Source organism: Actinoplanes sp. NPDC051475, assembly GCF_040689425.1.
Classification (GTDB): domain Bacteria; phylum Actinomycetota; class Actinomycetes; order Mycobacteriales; family Micromonosporaceae; genus Actinoplanes.
Window position 1 is genome coordinate 150,709 of record NZ_JBFAZZ010000010.1, and the last position, 18,450, is coordinate 169,158.

Here is an 18,450-nt window from a genome sequence, read left to right on the forward strand (position 1 = left end):
TAGTGTCGGCACCGCCCCTCGCCATGTTCGGGCTGTCTCGGCTCAGTCCCCGTGGAAGATGCCGTCCAGCAGGCCGCCGATCAGGCTCTTGTCCTCGCCGGTCGCCGGGTTGTCCGGGTCGTCCGTCAGCAGCGGCGTCGGGTCGCCCGTCGCCGGGGCGGACGAGTCATCGGTGGCCGACGGCACGGCCTTGCCGGTGGTTCCCGGGTCTTCCGTCGGGTCGTCGCTGATCTTCGGTCGCGCGGACTTGTTCGCGTCCCGGCTGCCCGACGGCGCGGCCTTCTCGTCCTGGCCCTGGCCCTCCTGGTGCTCCAGCGACGAGGAGTCCGAGGCACCGGCCCGGCAGGCGCCCAGCTTGGGCCCGAGCGCGTCGGTGCCGGCCGGCGTGACGTTGTCGCAGTCCAGTCCGTCCCGCAGGTTCTCGGCGCGCTGGTGGACCGCGTCGAGCAGGCTCAGCGACTTCTCCGCGCGCTCGCGGTTGGCGGGCGCGAGAGTGTCCACGGCCGAGTTCAGGACCCGGCGCTGGTTGTCGACGAACGAGTCGACGCTGGTCAGGCTGGTGGATTCGCGGCGGGTGACCGCCGCCGAGTTCAGCAGCTTCACGCCCTGCTTGGTGTCGGCGTCCATGTCGTCGAGGGCGTCGCCGAACTTGAGGTCGTCGCCGTCCATCGCGGCCGCCTCGGCGAGCCGGTTGCGGGCGAAGGTCAGCGAGAGCTGCCCGCGGGTGATGTCCGAACCGGCCATGGCGAGCTGAGCGCGCTCGGTGGAGCGCTTGACGCCGTACAGGGCGTCGCCCGGTGAGGCGTTCTCGCTTGCGGCGGAGATCCCGGAGACCGCCATGGCACCGGCGGCGACGCCGATGACGATCGCACCGCGGGCCCGGATGCGGCGCCCGGCAAGCCCGAACAGCTTGCGGGCGGGCTCGGCGGCGTCCGGCTCGGGATCGGCGGCCCTGGCCGTCGTACCGATGCCGTCCCGTTCCGCGGTGGCGACGAGCATCGCTCGCAGCCCCATCCGGAACTCGGGATCGACCTGCACACCGGACCGTGCCGCGGAGAGGCTGTGCCCGATGGCGACCAGCTCGGCGAGATGCTCGTCGGCCTGGCCGCGGGCGTGGTGGCGACGGCCGCCGCTGGTCTCGTCGAGAAGCTCCGCGAAGCGCTCGGCGCTCCGGCGATCGAAGAAGTCCAGATTCATCGCGGGCACCCCCCTTCGCTCGTGACTGACTCGCCGGCGGCTTTGCCGGCGGGCGCGACGGAACCGGCGGACCGTTGGTCCACCTCGGGTCGCATCCGGACAAACGCGCGACCGCCAGGACCGGTTACGGGTGCGACCTGCACCACAGCGTGGGAAGAGATCGACATCGGGGAAATTGCCGTCACCACTGGAACCCTTCGGGCAGGAGCCGGGCGAGGGCCCGGACGGCCCGGTACTGCAGCGCCTTGATGGCGCCCTCGTTCTTGCCCATGGTCCTGGCGGTCTCGGCGACGGAGAAGCCCTGCAGGAAGCGGAGCACGATGCATTCCTGCTGCTCGGGGTTGAGCTGCTTGACCGCGGTCAGCAGCGCCACGTTGGTGATGTGGTCCACCACCGCGGCCTCCGGGCTGCCCTCGGGCCCGCGGTCCTCGCGGTCGGCGTCGAGGACGTCCCCGGTGGTCACCTCGAGGCGGTAGCGGCCGGACTTGAAATGGTCGGCGACCAGGTTGCGGGCGATGGTGACGAGCCAGGCGCCCAGGTCACGGCCCTGCCAGGTGAAGCTGCCGATGCGCTTGAGGGCGCGCAGGAAGGTGTCGGAGGTGAGGTCCTCGGCGAGCTGGCGGTTGCCGACGCGGAAGTAGACGAAGCGGAAGACGGTGTCCACGTACCGGTCGTAGATCAGGCCGAAGGCGGCGGACTCACCGGCCTGGGCCCGCTCGACCAGGGCCCAGACCTCGGCCGCGGCGTCGCCCGGGTCGGGGCGCGCCGGATACTTCGGCGGTTCCGACTCGGTGGGTGGGCCGGTGGTGCTCTGGCTCGGCACGACCACGTTCTGGTCGCCGTCCACCGTGCCGGTCCGGCGGTCGGGTCCCGCTTGCTGCGGTGGCTGCAGGCGCCCGGGTACGGCCACACGGCCGCCCTTGACGTTTCCGGTCGGGGGGAACTGACGGCTCGGCGACTCGTTGATGTGCGGCCGGTTCCGTGTTCGCTTGGGTCCGTCGCCGCGGATCGCCTGGGCGACGCCCTCGCGGAGGGCGTTCAGCCCCTGCGGAACGCCTGTGTAAGTCGCGAAGAAACCGCGGCCGTACGGGTCGCCGGCGTACACATGACTCACTGCGCCTCCTTGACCCGACGGGCCGTCGATGAAGGGGTGCCGAAAGGCGGTCCACAACAAAACGGGTGAAGCGGCCCGACGAAGCAGGCCGACCTCACCCACGGATGTGGACTCCGTTACACAGACGGGAAGTATTACGGAGCCTGAGCACACGGAGTCGCACACTGTGTGCGCTGCGCGAAAATAGTCCGAAGTGGCGCAGACGCGACAGAAGGAACTTCTGCCACGATGCAGGACGCCCTCGAATCGGTCGCGGACAGGCTGTCCGGCGCACCCCGTTCGGGTGGGCGGTGTGCCAGACTCGGGCGTCGTGGGAGACCTCACCGACGACCCGGCCCGTGATCCCGTAGGCGCCGCCGCGCGGCGCCGCCCCGACAGCCCGGCTTTGATCGCCGGCGACACCGTGCTCACCTGGGCTGACCTCGACGAACGGGTCGACCGCGCGGCCCGGCGTCTGGCCGCGGGCACGGCTCCCGGCGACCGCGTGGCCATCCTCCTCGGCAACACCGTGGAGTTCGCCGCGGCGTATTTCGGCGCGCTGCGGGCGGGCCGGGTGGCGGTGCCGCTCAATCCTGGCTACACCGCCGACGAGGTGACGTTCGCGCTGGCGGACAGTGGCGCGGCCCGGGTGGTCGCCGAGGAGGCGGTGCTGGGTCGGCTGCGGTTGGGGGAGGATGTGGCCGTACCGTCGCATGCTCTTGCGGAGGGCGGCCCGGAGCTCGCGGCAGGCGGACCGGCCGCGGCGGACCTCGCGGTCCTGCTCTACACGTCCGGGACGAGCGGCCGGCCGAAGGGCGCGATGCTCACGCACCGTGCTCTCGAGGCGAACCACGAACAGTTGCAGCGCATCGACCCGCCGGTGGTCGGCGCCGACGACGTGGTGCTGCTGGCGATCCCGTTCTTTCATGCCTACGGGCTCAATACCGGGCTCGGCGCGGTCGCCCACCACGGTGCCTGCGGCGTGCTGGTCGACCGCTTCGAGGCCGCCGCGACATTGGGTCTGATCAGGCAACACGCGGTCACCACGGTGATCGGCGTGCCGTCCATGTATGCCGCGTGGTCGCGGGAGGAGTCGCCCGATTTCGGGACGGTGCGCACGGCGGTCTGCGGCGCCGCTCCGCTGGATTCGGCCGACTCCGCCCGCTTCACCGCCGTGACCGGACGGTCCATCATGATCGGGTACGGCCTGACGGAAGCCGCCCCGGTCCTCACCACGACAGCGGTGAGTGATCGCGAGAAGGTGGGCTCGATCGGCCGTCCCCTGCCCGGTGTCTCGCTGCTGCTGAGGTCGGCGGACGGCGGCGTGCTCTGGCGCGATGGCGCCGTGTCCGAGGCCCTGGCCGACGACGTGGAGATCGACTTCTCGGACGTCGACGGCACCGACCCGGGCGAGATCGTCGTCCGCGGTGACAACCTGTTCTCCGGCTACTGGCCCGACGGGCGCGACGGCCCCGATGCCGACGGCTGGTGGGGCACGGGCGACATCGCGTACGCGGACGCCGGCGGCGATCTCGTGCTGGTCGACCGGATCGGCGAGCTGATCCTGGTCAACGGCTTCAACGTGTATCCGGCGGAGATCGAACGGGTGCTCGACGGGCACCCGGGCGTCGCCGAGGCGGCCGTGATCGCGGTGCCGGACCCGCAGACCGGTCAGGCGCCGTACGCGTACGTGGTCCCGGCCCTCGACCCGCCGCCCACGCCGGCCGAATTGCAGGTGCATTGCGCCGCGCACCTCGCCCGCTTCAAACTGCCCACCGGGATCGAGCTCGTGGGTGAGCTGCCTCACTCCGCGATCGGCAAGGTACGCAAGGGAGACCTCCGTTGACCCGCCTGACCCTCATCAGTCGCACCGGCTGCCACCTGTGCGAGGAGGCCGAGGCCGTGCTGGACCGGATCGCGGCCGGCCAGTGGACCCGGGTGGAGGTCGCCGACTCCATCGAGCTCGAGCGCGACTACGGCGACCGGGTGCCGGTGGTCATCCTGGACGGCAAGGAGCACGGCTACTGGCGGGTCGAGGAGGAGCGCCTCCTGCGGGATATGGCTCGACCGCCGGGGGCCCCTCGGCTGTAGCCTCTCGGCCGTGGCGCGTACTCATCTTGTCTGGGACTGGAACGGCACTCTGCTGGACGACCTGTCGCTGGTGGTCTCCTCGACGAACCACACGTTCGCGGCGGTCGGCGGGCGCAGCGTGGACTCCGACGAACATCGGCGGCGCTTCCGGCGCCCGGTCGCGGAGTTCTATGCCGAGGTCCTCGAGCGGGCGGTGACCGACGAGGAGTTCGAGGAGCTGGACCGGATCTTCCACGAGGCGTACCGGATGGGCCTGACCACGATCCCGCTCGCCGCCGACGCCGAAGCCGCGATCAAGTCGTGGACCGGCACCCAGTCGCTGCTGTCCATGTGGTTCCACGACGAGCTGATCCCGGCCGTGGAGTCCCGCGGCCTCGCCGGGATGTTCGCCCGCATCGACGGGCGCCCGACCGAGGTCGACGGCGGTCTCAAGGCGGGCCACCTCGCCCGGCACCTGGCCCAGCTGGACGTCCCCGGCGACCAGGCAGTGCTCATCGGTGACTCGATCGACGACGCCGACGCGGCCGCCTCTGTGGGTGCCCGCTGCGTGCTCTACACCGGCGGCTTCACCGAGCCCGCCCGGCTCCGCGCCTCGGGCGTGCCGGTGGCCGACACCCTCGTCGACGCCGTAGCACTGGCGAGGACGTTGTGATACTCGTCGTCGGTATGCCGACGCCGGTGGTCGCGGGGGCGCAGAAGCGGTAATACTCGGACAGGTGTCGGCGTGGATAACACGCTGACTCGATCTTTGTCCAGTTCCGCTATCAAGATCGCGATTTGTGCACGCCTTCACAAGCGCCTACTCTGTGACTCCGACGAGCCCCGCTACCACAGCCGGTCTATCCAGGCCACAGAGGGCTCACCGCAGGTTCACAACCTTGTCGGCACGGAGTCAGATGAGTCAGCAGCGTCATGGAAACACGCCCGGCAATCCCGGTGCGGTGACCGCCTTCCCGGACCTCCCGGAAGCGACGATCGCGCGGCTGCCGGAATACCTCCGCGCCCTGCACAACCTCGCCGAGAGCGGCTCGGACACGGTCTCCAGCGAGGGCCTCGCGGCCGCCGCCGGGGTCAACTCGGCCAAGCTCCGCAAGGACCTCTCCCACCTCGGGTCGTACGGCACCCGCGGGGTCGGGTACGACGTCGCCCTGCTGATCGACCAGGTCGAGTACATCCTCGGCCTCGACGAGCGCCGGGCCGTCGCGCTCGTGGGTGTCGGTAACCTCGGCCACGCGCTGGCCGGTTACGACGGCTTCGCCAGCCGCGGCTTCCGCATAGTCGCCCTGTTCGACGCCGACGCCGAGCGGGTCGGCAAGCCGATAAACGGCCTCCTGGTGCGGCACATCGACGAGCTCGGCCGCGCGGTCGTCGAGGAAGGCATCACCATCGGGGTCATCGCCACCCCGGCCAACGCCGCGCAGGGCGTCGCCGACGAGCTGGTGGCCGCGGGGGTCACCAGCATCCTCAACTTCGCTCCCTGCGTGCTGTCCGTGCCGGCCGGGGTCGACGTCCGCAAGGTCGACCTCGCCATCGAGCTCCAGATCCTCTCCTTCCACGAGCATCGCAAGGCGTCCCTGACGGCCCTTCCCGGCGGGCGGGTGGACGAGAGCGGTATAGAGGCGGTCGGGTCGTGAACCTGCTCAGCGTCGGCGCGTCGTATCGGACCGCCGGGGTCGGCACCCTCGAGCGGCTCACGATCGCCGGCTCCGACATCCCTGCCGTGCTCCAGAAGCTCGTCGCCCAGCCGTACATCGGCGAGGCGGTCGTCCTCTCCACCTGCAACCGGGTCGAGGTGTACGCGGCCGTCTCCGGCTTCCACGGCGGCCTCGGCGACGTCTGCAACGTGCTCGCCGAGCAGTCGGGGATCGGCGCCAGCGAGCTCGCCGGGCACCTCTACGTGCACTACGACGAGGCGGCCGTACGCCACTCGTTCCGGGTCTCCTCCGGGCTCGACTCCATGGTCGTCGGCGAGGCGCAGATCCTCGGGCAGCTGCGGGACGCGTACCACGCGGCCACCGAGGCCGACTCGGCCGGCCGGCTGCTGCACGAGCTGATGCAGCAGGCGCTGCGGGTCGGCAAGCGCGCGCACGCCGAGACCGGCATCGACCGGGCCGGGCAGAGCGTCGTCAGCGCCGCCCTCGACGTCGCGGCCGACGCGTTCGGCGGCGACCTCAGCGGGCGTCCGGGCCTGGTCATCGGCGCCGGCGCAATGGGCGCGCTCTCCGTGGCAACCCTGACCCGGACCGGCGTCGGGCCGCTGCAGATCACCAACCGCGGCGCCGAACGGGCCGCGCGGCTCGCCGAGGCGTACGGCGCCACCGCGGTCGACTTCGCCGACCTCGACGCAGCCCTGCGCGACGCCGACGTGGTGGTCTGCGCCACAGCCTCGGCCGAGCCCGTGCTCACCCCCGACCGCCTCGCCGGCCGGGAGCGTCCGCTGGTAGTGCTCGACCTGGCGGTGCCGCGCGACGTGGCACCCGAGGTCGCCGAGCTGCCGCAGGTGACGGTCGTCGACATCGACAGCCTCGCCACCAGCCGGCGCACCATGCCGGCCGCCGCGGAGACCGCCGCCGTCGAGCAGATCGTCGCCGCCGAGGTCGATCACTTCCTCGCCTGGCTGCGCGGCGCCGAGATCGCCCCCACGGTCGCCGCCCTGCGTACGCGCGCCGACGAGGTGGTCGCAGGCGAGCTGCGCAAACTGTCCGCCCGCCGGCCGGAATTCACCGAGGAGCAGCGGGCCGACGTCTCCCGTACCCTGCACCGGGTCGTGCAGCAGCTGCTGCACTCGCCCACCGTCCGGGTACGTCAACTTGCGGCCGAGCCCGGCGGCGACCAGTATGCGGCCCTGTTGCGGGAGCTCTTCGACCTCGACGTCCCGCACGCCACCCAGGCCGACGCCGTGCCCGAGATCGGAGAACAAGCGTGAGGACACCGCTGCGCCTCGGCACCCGGGGCAGCGCGCTCGCGCTCGCCCAATCCCAGATGGTCGCCTCCTTGGTGACGGCATCTTCGGGTGTGCCGGTCGAGCTAGTGCGCATCGTCACCCCGGGAGACCGCTCGGCCGCCCCGGTCGCCCAGCTCGGCGTCGGCGTTTTCGTGTCGGCCCTGCGGGACGCGCTGCTGGCGGACGAGATCGACTTCGCCGTGCACTCGTACAAAGACCTGCCCACCGGGGTGCACCCGGGCCTGCACATCGCCGCCGTGCCCGAGCGGGAGGATCCGCGCGACGCGCTCGTCGCCCGGGACGGCAAGACGCTCGCGGAGCTGCCGCCGGGCGCCGTGGTGGGCACGGGCGCGGTGCGCCGAATCGCGCAACTGCATGCTTTGGGCCTACAGTTGCAGGTCACGCCCATCCGCGGCAACGTCGACAGCCGCATCGCGCGAGTGCTCGGCCCCGAGGCCGACCTCGACGCGGTCGTCCTGGCGCGGGCGGGCGTGGTGCGTCTCGGCCGGGCCGCCGAGATCACGGAGACGCTGGACCCGATGCTCATGCTGCCCGCCCCGGCCCAGGGTGCGCTGGCGGTGGAGTGCCGGTCCGGCAACGCAGACCTGGTCGAGCTGCTGGGGGCGCTCGATCATGCACCGTCCCGCGCCGCCGTCACGGCGGAACGGGCGATGCTCGCCACGCTCGAGGCCGGGTGCTCCGCTCCGGTCGCGGCACACGCCGAGTTCGCCGAAGGCGATCACGGCGACGAGATCTACCTGCGCGGTGCGGTGATCAGCCCGGACGGGGCCCGAGCTGTCCGGCTGTCGCGCACCGGAACGCCCGCCGACGCGGCGGAGATCGGCAAGGCGCTCGCCGCCGATCTCCTCGAAGCCGGCGCCGACACCCTGATGGGGAGCACAGAATGACCACCCGCACCGCCCGCAAGAGCGCGGGACGCATCGCGTTCGTCGGCGCCGGACCCGGCGACCCGGGGCTGCTGACGCGCCGGGCCCACGACACCCTCGCCGACGCCGACCAGGTCGTCTACGACCGCGGCGTCCCCGAGTCGCTGCTCGCGGCGATCAAGGCGCAGGCCAAGGACGACACCCAGTTCAGCCCGGCCGAGGGCGCGCCCGGCGACGTCGCCAAGGTGCTGCTCTCCGCCGCCAAGTCCGGCCTGTCCGCCGTGCACCTGGTGGCCGGCGACCCGTTCGGGCACGAGTCCGTGGTCCGCGAGGTGCAGGCCGTCGCCCGCACCGCGGTGCACTTCGAGGTGGTCCCGGGCCTTGGCCAGGCGGAGGGCGTCGCCACGTACGCGGGTGTTCCGCTGCCCGGCGTCCGTACGGTGGCCGACATCGACGACGTGACGGCGGTCGACTTCGACGCCCTCGCGGCGGCGGCCCAGAAGGGCTCCTTCGCGGTGGCGGTGGACGCGGGCGACCTCGCCGCGGTCCGCGACGGGCTGCTCGCGTCGGGCGTCGAGCCCGGCACGGCGGTCGGCGTGACCGGCGACGGCACCGGCGAGACGCAGTACACGACCACGTCGACCGTCGACAGCTTCGTCGCGGCGGCGCTCGGCTTCACCGGCCGCGTGGTACTCACGGTCGGCTCGGAGGTCGCCGACCGCGACAAGCTGAGCTGGTGGGAGAACCGGCCGCTGTACGGCTGGAAGGTCCTCGTCCCGCGCACCAAGGAGCAGGCGGGGGCGATGAGTGCCCGGCTGCGGGCGTACGGGGCCATCCCGTGCGAGGTTCCGACGATCGCCGTCGAGCCCCCGCGCACCCCGGCCCAGATGGAGCGCGCGGTCAAGGGTCTTGTCGACGGCCGCTACGCCTGGGTGGTGTTCACGTCGGTGAACGCGGTCCGAGCGGTCTGGGAGAAGTTCGCCGAGCACGGCCTCGACGCCCGCCACTTCGGCGGCGTGAAGATCGCCTGCATCGGCGAGGCGACGGCCGACGCGGTCCGGGCGTTCGGCATCCAGCCAGAGCTGATCCCGGCCGGCGACCAGTCCAGCGAGGGTCTGCTGGCGGAGTTCTCGCCGCACGACGAGATCCTCGACCCGGTGGGCCGGGTGCTGCTCCCGCGCGCCGACATCGCCACCGAGACGCTGGCCGCGGGTCTCATCGAGCGCGGCTGGGAGGTCGACGACGTCACGGCGTACCGGACGGTGCGCGCGGCCCCGCCGCCGGCCGACATCCGCGACGCGATCAAGTCGGGCGGCTTCGACGCCGTCCTCTTCACGTCGTCCTCGACGGTGCGCAACCTCGTCGGCATCGCGGGCAAGCCGCACGCCCGGACGGTGGTCGCGGTGATCGGCCCGAAGACGGCCGAGACGGCGACGGAGTTCGGCCTGCGGGTCGACGTTCAGCCCCAGCACGCGTCGGTGCCGGACCTGGTGGACGCGCTGGCCTCGTACGCGGTCGAGCTCCGGGAGAAGCTGGCGGCGATGCCGGCGAAGCAGCGGCGGGGGTCGAAGGTGCAGGGGCCGACGGCTTTGCGGTTCCGCTAGTCGTTTCATCCGGGCCGGGCGCTTCTTGCGACCGGCCCGGTTTGGTTCGTGCTTTCGCGGCCCGGTGGGCCGGGTTGGTTTGTGGTTCGTCGGCCCGGGTGGGTCGGCTCGGCTCAGGGAGTGAGCATGGCGTACCCCGACATCCGTCCGCGCCGGCTGCGGCGCTCGGCCGCCATGCGGCGGCTGGCCGAGGAGACCCGGGTCTCGCCCGCCGAGCTGGTCCTGCCCCTCTTCGTCAAAGAGGGGCTGACCGACCCGCGGCCGATCTCGTCGCTGCCGGGCATCGTGCAGCACTCCCGTGAGTCGCTCCGCAAGGCCGCCAGCGAGGCCGTCGGGGCGGGAGTCGGCGGGCTGATGATCTTCGGCGTGCCCACGAACGAGCACAAGGACGAGACCGGCTCCGGTGGCATCGACCCGGGCGGCATCCTCAACGTCGCCCTCCGGGATGTCATCGCCGAGGTCGGCGACTCCACGGTCGTCATGGGCGATCTGTGCCTGGACGAGTTCACCTCCCACGGTCACTGTGGCGTCCTGGCCCCGGACGGCACGGTGGACAACGACGCCACGTTGGCCCTCTACGCGAGGATGGGCGTCGCCCAGGCCGAGGCGGGCGCCCACGTGGTCGGGCCGTCCGGGATGATGGACGGCCAGGTCGGCGTCGTCCGCCGAGCCCTCGACCAGGCCGGACACCAGGACGTGGCGGTCCTCGCGTACGCCGTCAAGTACGCCAGCGCCTTCTTCGGCCCCTTCCGTGAGGCGGTCGAGTCGAGCCTGCAGGGCGACCGCCGCACCTACCAGCAGAGCCCCGGGAACATCCACGAGGCGCTGCGCGAGGTGGACCTCGACGTGGCGGAGGGCGCCGACATGGTCATGGTCAAGCCCGCTCTGCCGTACCTCGACGTGGTCGCCGCGGTGCGCGAGCGGGTGGACGTGCCGGTGGCCGCCTACCAGGTGTCAGGTGAGTACGCGATGGTGGAGGCCGCCGCGGCCAACGGGTGGGTGGACCGCGAGGGCGTGATGCTGGAGACGCTGACGTCGATCAAGCGCGCCGGCGCCCAGATCATCCTCACCTACTGGGCCACCGAGGCTGCCCGGCTCCTCCGCGCTCGCTACTGACCCCTCTCGTCGCCGCGAAACCGTCTCCGCAGGCCGGGCTCTCGCGGGGGCGTGGGTTCAGTCCGGCGGCTCGATGTTGACCGGGCCCGGGGTCTCGCCGCCCTGCTCCGGCCTGTCGCTGTAGGGCTGCTCACCGGGCTCCCAGGGCTCGTCCGCCGACCCCTTGTTGACCCGCACGTCTTCTTCTTCCTCGACTGCTTCGACCGGTTCGTCTGTCATGCGGCGAACCTACCCCGCCGTCGGCCGGCCGAATCGGTTATCCACAATGCGGGGTTGTCCACAGGCCATCCGCGCCGACCGGGGTTTTCCGGCACTCTGGCCGCGTGCTCTCAGCCGTACCGGAAAAAGGAACTGCCTGGCCCGCGCATCGCGGCCCCGCGCCGGGCGTTCGGGTCGTCGCGTTCGAGCAGCGCGTCGTCCTTGTCGACGACCCGGATCTCGGAGTCCCGACACGACCCCGGAGCCGGCCGGGCTCGCAGCTGCGCGCCCTCGTGCCGCTCCCAGAAGCTGTCGGCGGCGGCCGAGTCGACCGGCGGGGCGGCGTCGTCGACCTGCACCTCGCTCAGCAGACCGTCGGACGCGATCTTGGTGACCAGGGACGCGCCGGACAGCTGCGTCATCGAGAAGCGCTCGGCGACCCGCGCCTTCACGACGATCTCGTCACCCACGGTCGGCGCGTAGCCGCCGATGAGCGACGTGAGGGTGCTCATGAAGACGCACGGAGCCTCCACAGCGGAGCGGAGAACGGGTACGCCGACCCTGAAGCCCCAGGTCAATCCGTGGGTTCCAGCCTCTGCACCAGTTGGGCAACGTCGGCGCCGTACTCATACCAATCCCGGTCGGACTGGAAGCCCAGTTCGGCGTTGACCTTCAGCATCGACTCGTTGTGCTGGGCGTTCCACGTCTGCACCTCGCGCAGCTCCGGCTCTGCCCGGCGGAGTTCCAACAGCATCCGGGCCTTGATCGCCCGGTCGATCCCGTAGCCGCGATGCTCCCGCACGACGATGGTGTCGTACTGGTCGGCGCGCTCCGGGTGCTGCGCCGGCACGACGACCTCGGTGAGGCCGGCGACCACTCCGGTCGGCTCATGCATGGCCAGCACGATGTACGGCTTCAGCCCGCGCCGGTGCAGCGTGTCCAGGCTGTCCCGCAGCCGCTGCGGGTCGGACGAGCTCGGGCGCAGGTCCAGGTCGTTGTCCTCGTCCTGGCCCTCCAGCTTCGCCAGCGCGTACGCCTCGAGCAGCTCGGCCGGTGGGCCGCCCGGGTGGTACTCCACCCTGTAGTCGGATCCGATGCTGCCCGCCATGGCGCCCAGGGAATTCCAGTCCACGCCGGACAGAGTGAGGACGCTACGGGCCTCGACGAACTCCCGCTCGAAGCCGAGCGACTCGTAGAAGGCGATGGCCGGGGTGTCACCGATCGCCTCGACCCCGATCGACGAGAACCCCTCCAGGTATGCCCGCCGTGCGGCCACGGCGACGAGCTGCCGGCCGAGCCCGCGGCGGCGCAGGCGGGGGTGCACCAGCACCTCCAGCACCCCGATGTCACCGAGCAGCAGCAGCGTGACGTGCCCGAACACCGTGCTCTCACCCTCGGGGAGCCGGTCGTCCTCGGCCACCCAGCTGATGCGGCGCTCGCCGGGCATCGTCTCGGCCAGATAGTCCCTGACCTGCACGTCCTGCCACGGTGGATCGTCCGGAAGGTCTGCTGCCAGCACCTGGTTCAGCGTCTCCACGAGCGATCGGATCTCCGCGTCCGACGCGGACCGCAGATCCCACTCACGCACCCTCACCCGTACAGCTTGCCGGTATCTCGACCTTCAGGGAAGGGCCGGGTGTGCAAATGTATGCGACCAGTCACTGTGGGTTGTCGTCTAGACCCGGCTACGGACGCCGTATTCGTTGGCCGCGTCGTAGACTTTTTGCGCGTACGGGCGTACGGCGTTGTAGGAAAGGATCGCGTCCCACCAGGCGTCCGCCTTGGACAGGTCCCGGCCGCCCTTGCACAGGTAGACGGCCGTGGCGAGGGAGGCGTCGTCGATGTCGTTCGGGTCGGAGACGCCGTTGTTGTCGGCGTCCACCGCGTTGCCGACGGAGATCTCGTTCCACGTCTGCGGGATGAACTGCAGCGGACCCATCGCCCGGTCGAACTGAGCGTCCTTGTCGAGCAGACCCTGGTCGGTGTCGGGAATGAGCTGCCGCCCGCCCTTGCCGTCGAGCGGCAGGCCGAAGATGGGCGGCGACACCGAACCGTCCGCGCCGAGCACCGCGCCGTTCGCGCTGCCGTGCGCCGACTCGACCTTCGCGATGGCGGCGATCGTGGTCCAGCTCAAATGGCACGTCGGGGCTGTCCTGCCTACGACGAGCTCCGCATATCCGTACGCCTGAACCGCGACGACCGGGATGCCGACACGGGTGCCGGTCTGTTGCGCCCAGCCGGACAGGGCATCGGCGGGCCGTGCGCCGGGAATCCCCACGGGCGGGGTGGCCGGCAGACCTCCGCCCACGACAGCGGGGGCGGAGTTGAGGCCCGGCAGGCTGGGCAGCCCGCTCGGACCCGGCACCGGAACCGACGGCCCCCCGGCATCCGCCCCGAAGGTGGGCGTCGCGCTGGGCGCGGGCACCGACTGCAAAGCCTGCGGTACGAGATAAGCACCGGCCGTCCCGGCGGCGCCGAGCAGCAGCACCGCGATGATCGCGGGCAGCACGAACCGGCCGGAGGGGCGCTTCGCCCAGTCGGAGGTGCTGCGGGCGACGCGTGCGGGGTTGGCCTTGCGCAGTACCCGGGTGGCGCGGCCGCCGGAGGACAGCGCCAGGGCCGCGGCCGAGGGGGCGGTCATGCCGTCCGCCGGGCCGTCTTTGCCGGTCTTGTCCCCGGACGGCTCGGCCCCGGACGGCTCGGCGGGTTCGTCCCCGGACGGCTGGGCGGATCTGTCCTCGGACGGTTTGGCGGTCGTCTCGGCGGACTCGGTGGTCTTCGCCGCCGCGTCGGTCTTGTCCGCCTTGTCGGTGCCCTCAGCCGGCTTGGCTGCTTCGGTCGGCTCGGCCTTCACTTCCGGGTTGGCTGCTGGGGCCGGCTTCGCTGCCTCGGTGACGGGTTCGGCCCGTGCGGGCTCGACGGCTTGCTCGACCTTGGCGGGCACCGCGGGCTCGCTTGGCGGCGTCAGGTTCTCGGGCGCCGCACCCGAGCTGCCGAGCGGTCCGCCGAGGTGCGGTGCCGCCGGACGCTTCGAGGGTGTCTTCTGCCCGTCAACCACCCGCAAGAGACTACCGGGCAGGGGCTACCTGGGATCTCATGCACCGGGACCGATGTCGGACGTCCACAACTACGCATCTGCGGTGCAGCGGATCCCGCGGCCCAGCCCATACCCTGTTCGGATGCCGCGTTACGACTTCCGATGCCGCGCGTGCGGCGACACCTTCGAGCTGAATCGTCCGATGGCCGAGTCCTCGGCACCGGCGAGCTGCCCTCAGGGCCACGCCGACACCGTCAAGTTGCTTTCCACGGTTGCCGTGACGGGCCGGGGTGGCGCGATGCCGTCAGTGCCCTCGCCCGGCGGCGGTGGTGGCGGCTGTTGCGGAGGGGCGTGCGGCTGCTGATACGGGTACTTGCCGATGGTGCAGCCAGGGCGCGGTCCAGGACCGCTTGGGCGCCCGTGGCTACTCCAGCGTGGCAACGAGGCCCTCCGGATGCGGCTCGGGATTGTCCGGTCGAGCGGCCACGGCGCGCCGGGCTCCGGGCTCGCGAAGTGTCCTGTGAGGGCAGTCTCTGCAGGTGAGCGAGTGGTCACCTGACGGAGTCGCACAGGTAGTCGCACTAGGTGACTCTTGTGGGTACGCCCGTTCGGCCCGGGGGAATTGACCATCCACCGCGTGACTCGGACATGAACCGGGTCGTTACGTCACGCGTAGTGCCGTGCGTAGGCGTCGATGACTCGTCCGGGGGTCGCCCTTCCGGGGTCGGTCGTGGCGGGTGGACGGTTACCGACCGTTTCTACGATGTGCCGTGTGATCGCGGTGCGGCAGCATGGAGCGCGACTTCCAAGGGGGCGGAGGTTCTCACCGTGTCGGGACGGACCGAGCTGCCGAGCGGGCTGGTGACCTTCGTGTTCACCGACATCGAAGGCTCTACGCGCCTGGCCCGGATGCTCGGCGACGACTACGGCAGTGTGCTGAACGCTCATCGGGGCGTGTTGCGCCGCGCTGTCCGTAATCACTCCGGGGTCGAGCTATTCACTGAGGGTGATTCTTTCTTCGTTGCCTTCGGGGATGCGGCCGCCGCCGTGGCGGCCTGTGTGGCGTCACAGCACGCACTCGACGAGTACCCGTGGCCGAGCCCGGACGTGGCCCCGCGGGTGCGCATGGGACTCCACACCGGATGGGCAAAGCCGGTAGCCGGCGAGTACGCGAGCGCCGAGGTGCACCGGGCCGCCCGGGTCGCGGCCGCGGCGCACGGTGGCCAGATCCTTTGCTCGGAGGCGACCGCCCTGGCCGTCTCGACCTGGTCCCCGGACCTGCCGCCGGCTGCCGGAACTCTGGGTCCTCCGGCGGCCGACACCGATCCAGGACATCGGCACCAGCCGGTTCAGGAAGGGGACTGGGAACACGGGGCAGCCACCACGCAGCGAGCTGCCGAGGGATCGCATCGGGCTGCACGGCGTACCGGTGTCGGATCTTGGCGGGCAGGGAAGGGCGGCGCCGGACGATCCCGCAGAGCCGCGAGGGAGCCCACCACCGGACCGCCGATCGCGCAGGCCGGGGATGGCGCCGTCGCCCGGATGCCTCGGGACATGCCCGGTGACGCTCTGTTGGCGGAGGCGTTACGCAAAGTGCCTCCCGCCTGGGTGGCGCTGGGAGCGTTGACGGCCGAGATCCCGGCGACCGCACCGGGGGGCGATTCGGGTCCGATGGCGGATGTCGAGCTGCTCGACCTCGGCCTCCACCGGCTCAGGGGCTTCGACGACGCCGAGCGGCTCTTCCAGATCATGGCGCCGGGGCTCGAGCGGTCCTTCCCCCACCCCCGCACGGGGACCGCCCCCAACCACAACCTGCCGGCGCCGGTCACGTCCTTCGTGGGTCGGCAGGCCGAGCTCAGCGAGCTGCGGCAGCTCGTCGGTACGCACCGGCTCGTCACCGTGGCCGGTTCCGGTGGTTCCGGCAAGACCCGGCTCGCGGTCGCGGTGGCGGAACAGGTGCTCACGGCGTACCCGCAAGGGGCCTGGGTCGTCGATCTCGCCGACGGGCGACCGGAGGCGGCGCTGGCCGCCGCGATGGGCGTGCGCACCGAGCCGGGCCGGCCGCTGTTCGACTCGATCGTCGAGCGTTGCCGGCGCGGCCGCATGCTGATCCTGCTCGACACCTGTGACGCGCTTCCGGGCGATGCGAAACGGCTGGTCCGGCGGTTGCTGACGGCGTGCCCGCGGCTTGACGTGCTCGCCACGTCGCGGGCGCCGCTGGGGGTTCCCGGCGAGCTGGTCTGGCGGTTGCCGCCGATGGTGCCCGCCGACGCTTACGCCCTGCTGGCGCAGCGGGTGGTGGCGGCTCGCGGCGGCCGGCCCGGTACGGACGAGGAGACTGCCGACCTGGGCCGCGTGGCGTCGAGGCTGGACGGTCACCCGCTCGCCCTCGAGCTCGCCGCCGATCGGCTCCGCCTGCTCTCCGCCACCCAGCTCTCCGCCCGCCTCGACGACCCCATCGCGGCTCTCGACGCCGGCCGTGAGCCGAGCGAACCGTCGCCCGCCGACGGCCTGCCCGCGGGACGCTCCCATGCCGACCTCCTGCCGGCCGGCCTTCTCCAGGCCGACCCACGACGGCCCAGGCCGCATCCCGCCGACCACCCGTCGCCCGGGCCGCATGCTTTCGACCACCTCTCGCCAGGGCCGCCGCATCCCGCTGACCACTTCTCGTCCGGTCCGCAGCACACCGAAGATCTGTCGTCCGGCTTGCTCGGCATCGATCGCTCGGCAGGCGGCCTGTTCGGCTTCGACCGCTCGGCGATCGGCCTGTTCGGCATGGGTCGTGCGGCAGCTGGGCTGGGCTACATCGGCCGCGGCCAGGACCGGCTGCCGCAGGAGTCCCGTCCGGGCGCCACGCTCATCGGCGCACCGTCCTCCGGCGACCTGTCCCACGGCACCGCGTGGGATCGGCACCACAGCCTCACCCGCAACCTCGACTGGTCCTATCGTGGCCTGAGCGGAGCGGCCGCCGCCCTTCTGCGCCGGCTGGCTGTCTTCGCCGGCCCGGTCGAGCTCGCCGCCGTCGAGTGGTCCGGCGGCGACGCCTTCGGCGCCCTTTCGGAGCTGGCCGACCGGTCGCTCGTCGAGGTCGTGTCCGGGCCGCGTTACCGGATGGCCGAGCAGGTTCGCGCGTACGCCGTTCGCCGGCTCCTCGCCGCCGGGGAGGAGCGGCAGGCGCGGGACGGTCACGTCGACTGGTCGCTGCACACGCTGGACGGGGTGGTGGTCGACACCGACGGGCAGCTGCGGACGGTGTCGCTCACCGAGCTCTCGCCGTACGTGAAGGAGTGGGAAGCAGCGTTGCGCTGGTCCGTCACCGGCGGCAACCCGCGCGCCGGCCTGCGTCTGGTGGGGGCGCTGGACCCGTGGTGGCGCGAGCACGGCGGCGCGCGCGAGGGGCGTGACCTGCTGTACAGGCTGTACGGCCGGCTGGAGGGCCTGACCGTCGCCCGCGCCGAGATGGCGTCCGCCTATCTCGTGCATGCCGGGCTCTCGTCGGACCGGGACGAGCGCGAACGGTTCCTGGATCGGGCCGAGGTGGCCGCGCGGGCGGCCGGTGACTCCGCCATGGTCGTACGGGCGCTCGCCGGTCACCGCGTGTCGCTGATCGAGGCGGGTCGCACGCGGGAAGCCGAGCAGGTGTGCCGGGAAGTCATCGCGGCCGCGGAACGGACCGGGGTGCCGGCCGCCGCGCTGCCCACGATCATCGCGCTGGCCGAGCTGCTCTGGCGCCGTGACGAGCTCGACGAGGCGGCCGATCTGCTCGGCGGGGCGCGGGTGATCGAGGCGGGACGGCCGGAGGATCGTGGCCGCCGTACCGTCGACTGGTTGCTCGGTATGGTCGCCCTGCGCCGCGGGGACCTCGTCGCCGCGCACGATCATCTGGTGGTGGCCCTGCGGTCGCGGCTGCGGCACGGCTTCCGGGGCGCCGCGGCGGACGCTGTCGCGGCCATCGCGGTTCGGTGCGCGCTCGGGGATGATCCCGTCACGGCGGCGGTGCTGTTCGGTGGCGCGGAGTCGGTGCGCGGGGCGCGGCGGGCGACGCAGTTCGGCGTGTTCTGGTCGGCGCAGCAGGCGGTGCTGCGGCGCCGGCTGGGCGATGCCGCCTTCGATGCGGCGTACGCGGAGGGCGCGGCCATCGGGTTCACCCGGGCCGTCGCGACGGCGCTGGCGGTCGAGCACCCGGATCTGGAGCACGGCTCGGCCCGCTTCGCCCAGTCAGTCGCCTGATCCGCCGGTCCCGACCCGGCCAAGAAACGGCCCGGCTCGTCAAGGACGAGCCG

At 72.0% G+C, this 18,450-nt stretch carries 15 protein-coding genes and 1 pseudogene; 10 read left to right on the top strand and 6 right to left on the bottom strand.

What is annotated here, in order from left to right:
* Nucleotides 1-42 precede the first annotated feature (42 nt).
* Nucleotides 43-1,197 (bottom strand): DUF5667 domain-containing protein, encoded by a 1,155-nt coding sequence (locus tag AB0368_RS21555; RefSeq protein WP_366155693.1) that lies wholly within the window; start codon nucleotides 1,195-1,197, stop codon nucleotides 43-45.
* A gap of 181 nt (nucleotides 1,198-1,378) precedes the next feature.
* The gene (locus AB0368_RS21560; RefSeq protein ID WP_366155853.1) at nucleotides 1,379-2,239 is read right to left on the bottom strand and encodes an ECF subfamily RNA polymerase sigma factor, BldN family; all 861 of its coding nucleotides are present in this window, start codon (nucleotides 2,237-2,239) and stop codon (nucleotides 1,379-1,381) included.
* 382 nt (nucleotides 2,240-2,621) lie between these two features.
* Between AB0368_RS21560 and AB0368_RS21565 the strand changes: the two genes are divergently transcribed.
* The 8 genes from AB0368_RS21565 (at nucleotide 2,622) to hemB (ending at nucleotide 10,932) form a co-directional block, all read left to right on the top strand.
* Nucleotides 2,622-4,136, top strand: coding sequence for an AMP-binding protein (locus tag AB0368_RS21565; protein ID WP_366155694.1), 1,515 nt, complete (start codon nucleotides 2,622-2,624; stop codon nucleotides 4,134-4,136).
* On the top strand, nucleotides 4,133-4,381 hold the full coding sequence (locus AB0368_RS21570) for a glutaredoxin family protein (RefSeq protein ID WP_366155695.1): 249 nt from the start codon (nucleotides 4,133-4,135) through the stop codon (nucleotides 4,379-4,381). Before AB0368_RS21565 ends, AB0368_RS21570 begins: the two co-directional genes overlap by 4 nt.
* 10 nt (nucleotides 4,382-4,391) lie before the next feature.
* On the top strand, nucleotides 4,392-5,033 hold the full coding sequence (locus tag AB0368_RS21575) for an HAD hydrolase-like protein (RefSeq protein WP_366155696.1): 642 nt from the start codon (nucleotides 4,392-4,394) through the stop codon (nucleotides 5,031-5,033).
* Between the two features lie 244 nt (nucleotides 5,034-5,277).
* Nucleotides 5,278-6,015, top strand: coding sequence for a redox-sensing transcriptional repressor Rex (locus tag AB0368_RS21580; protein WP_366155698.1), 738 nt, complete (start codon nucleotides 5,278-5,280; stop codon nucleotides 6,013-6,015).
* A complete protein-coding gene (locus AB0368_RS21585; RefSeq protein ID WP_366155699.1) occupies nucleotides 6,012-7,307 on the top strand; it encodes a glutamyl-tRNA reductase in 1,296 nt (431 codons plus the stop codon). The genes AB0368_RS21580 and AB0368_RS21585 overlap by 4 nt, the downstream gene beginning before the upstream one ends.
* Nucleotides 7,304-8,233 carry a hydroxymethylbilane synthase gene (gene hemC, locus AB0368_RS21590; RefSeq protein ID WP_366155700.1) on the top strand — a complete coding sequence of 310 codons (930 nt, stop codon included), beginning with the start codon at nucleotides 7,304-7,306 and terminating at the stop codon, nucleotides 8,231-8,233. The genes AB0368_RS21585 and hemC overlap by 4 nt, the downstream gene beginning before the upstream one ends.
* Entirely contained in the window at nucleotides 8,230-9,816 is a 1,587-nt protein-coding gene (locus AB0368_RS21595) for a uroporphyrinogen-III synthase (RefSeq protein WP_366155701.1), read from the top strand. Before hemC ends, AB0368_RS21595 begins: the two co-directional genes overlap by 4 nt.
* 126 nt (nucleotides 9,817-9,942) lie before the next feature.
* Nucleotides 9,943-10,932 carry a porphobilinogen synthase gene (gene hemB, locus AB0368_RS21600; RefSeq protein ID WP_366155702.1) on the top strand — a complete coding sequence of 330 codons (990 nt, stop codon included), beginning with the start codon at nucleotides 9,943-9,945 and terminating at the stop codon, nucleotides 10,930-10,932.
* A 57-nt stretch (nucleotides 10,933-10,989) separates the two neighbouring features.
* Here hemB and AB0368_RS21605 read toward each other — a convergent pair whose 3' ends face one another.
* The 4 genes and pseudogenes from AB0368_RS21605 to AB0368_RS21620 form a co-directional block, all read right to left on the bottom strand.
* Complete coding sequence (locus AB0368_RS21605; RefSeq protein ID WP_366155703.1) at nucleotides 10,990-11,151, bottom strand: hypothetical protein; 162 nt, start codon at nucleotides 11,149-11,151, stop codon at nucleotides 10,990-10,992.
* A gap of 158 nt (nucleotides 11,152-11,309) precedes the next feature.
* Nucleotides 11,310-11,648, bottom strand: a pseudogene (locus AB0368_RS21610) (endonuclease); the annotation flags it as partial.
* A gap of 56 nt (nucleotides 11,649-11,704) precedes the next feature.
* Nucleotides 11,705-12,724 carry a GNAT family N-acetyltransferase gene (locus AB0368_RS21615; RefSeq protein ID WP_366155704.1) on the bottom strand — a complete coding sequence of 340 codons (1,020 nt, stop codon included), beginning with the start codon at nucleotides 12,722-12,724 and terminating at the stop codon, nucleotides 11,705-11,707.
* 81 nt (nucleotides 12,725-12,805) lie between these two features.
* Nucleotides 12,806-14,188, bottom strand: a complete 1,383-nt coding sequence (locus tag AB0368_RS21620) for a murein transglycosylase (RefSeq protein ID WP_366155706.1) — start codon at nucleotides 14,186-14,188, stop codon at nucleotides 12,806-12,808.
* Nucleotides 14,189-14,309: 121 nt separating this feature from the next.
* Here AB0368_RS21620 and AB0368_RS21625 point away from each other — a divergent pair, with 121 nt between their 5' ends.
* Both AB0368_RS21625 and AB0368_RS21630 read left to right on the top strand, forming a co-directional pair.
* Nucleotides 14,310-14,531 carry a zinc ribbon domain-containing protein gene (locus AB0368_RS21625; protein ID WP_366155708.1) on the top strand — a complete coding sequence of 74 codons (222 nt, stop codon included), beginning with the start codon at nucleotides 14,310-14,312 and terminating at the stop codon, nucleotides 14,529-14,531.
* Nucleotides 14,532-14,995: 464 nt separating this feature from the next.
* Complete coding sequence (locus tag AB0368_RS21630) at nucleotides 14,996-18,397, top strand: adenylate/guanylate cyclase domain-containing protein (RefSeq protein WP_366155709.1); 3,402 nt, start codon at nucleotides 14,996-14,998, stop codon at nucleotides 18,395-18,397.
* Nucleotides 18,398-18,450 lie beyond the last annotated feature (53 nt).

Bases quoted from the DNA above. Each gene is read 5' to 3' on its own strand.
- AB0368_RS21555 (WP_366155693.1), bottom strand. From the start codon at position 1,197: ATGAATCTGGACTTCTTCGATCGCCGGAGCGCCGAGCGCTTCGCGGAG.
- AB0368_RS21580 (WP_366155698.1), top strand. From the start codon at position 5,278: ATGAGTCAGCAGCGTCATGGAAACACGCCCGGCAATCCCGGTGCGGTG.
- AB0368_RS21595 (WP_366155701.1), top strand. From the start codon at position 8,230: ATGACCACCCGCACCGCCCGCAAGAGCGCGGGACGCATCGCGTTCGTC.
- hemB (WP_366155702.1), top strand. From the start codon at position 9,943: ATGGCGTACCCCGACATCCGTCCGCGCCGGCTGCGGCGCTCGGCCGCC.
- AB0368_RS21605 (WP_366155703.1), bottom strand. From the start codon at position 11,151: ATGACAGACGAACCGGTCGAAGCAGTCGAGGAAGAAGAAGACGTGCGG.
- AB0368_RS21625 (WP_366155708.1), top strand. From the start codon at position 14,310: ATGCCGCGTTACGACTTCCGATGCCGCGCGTGCGGCGACACCTTCGAG.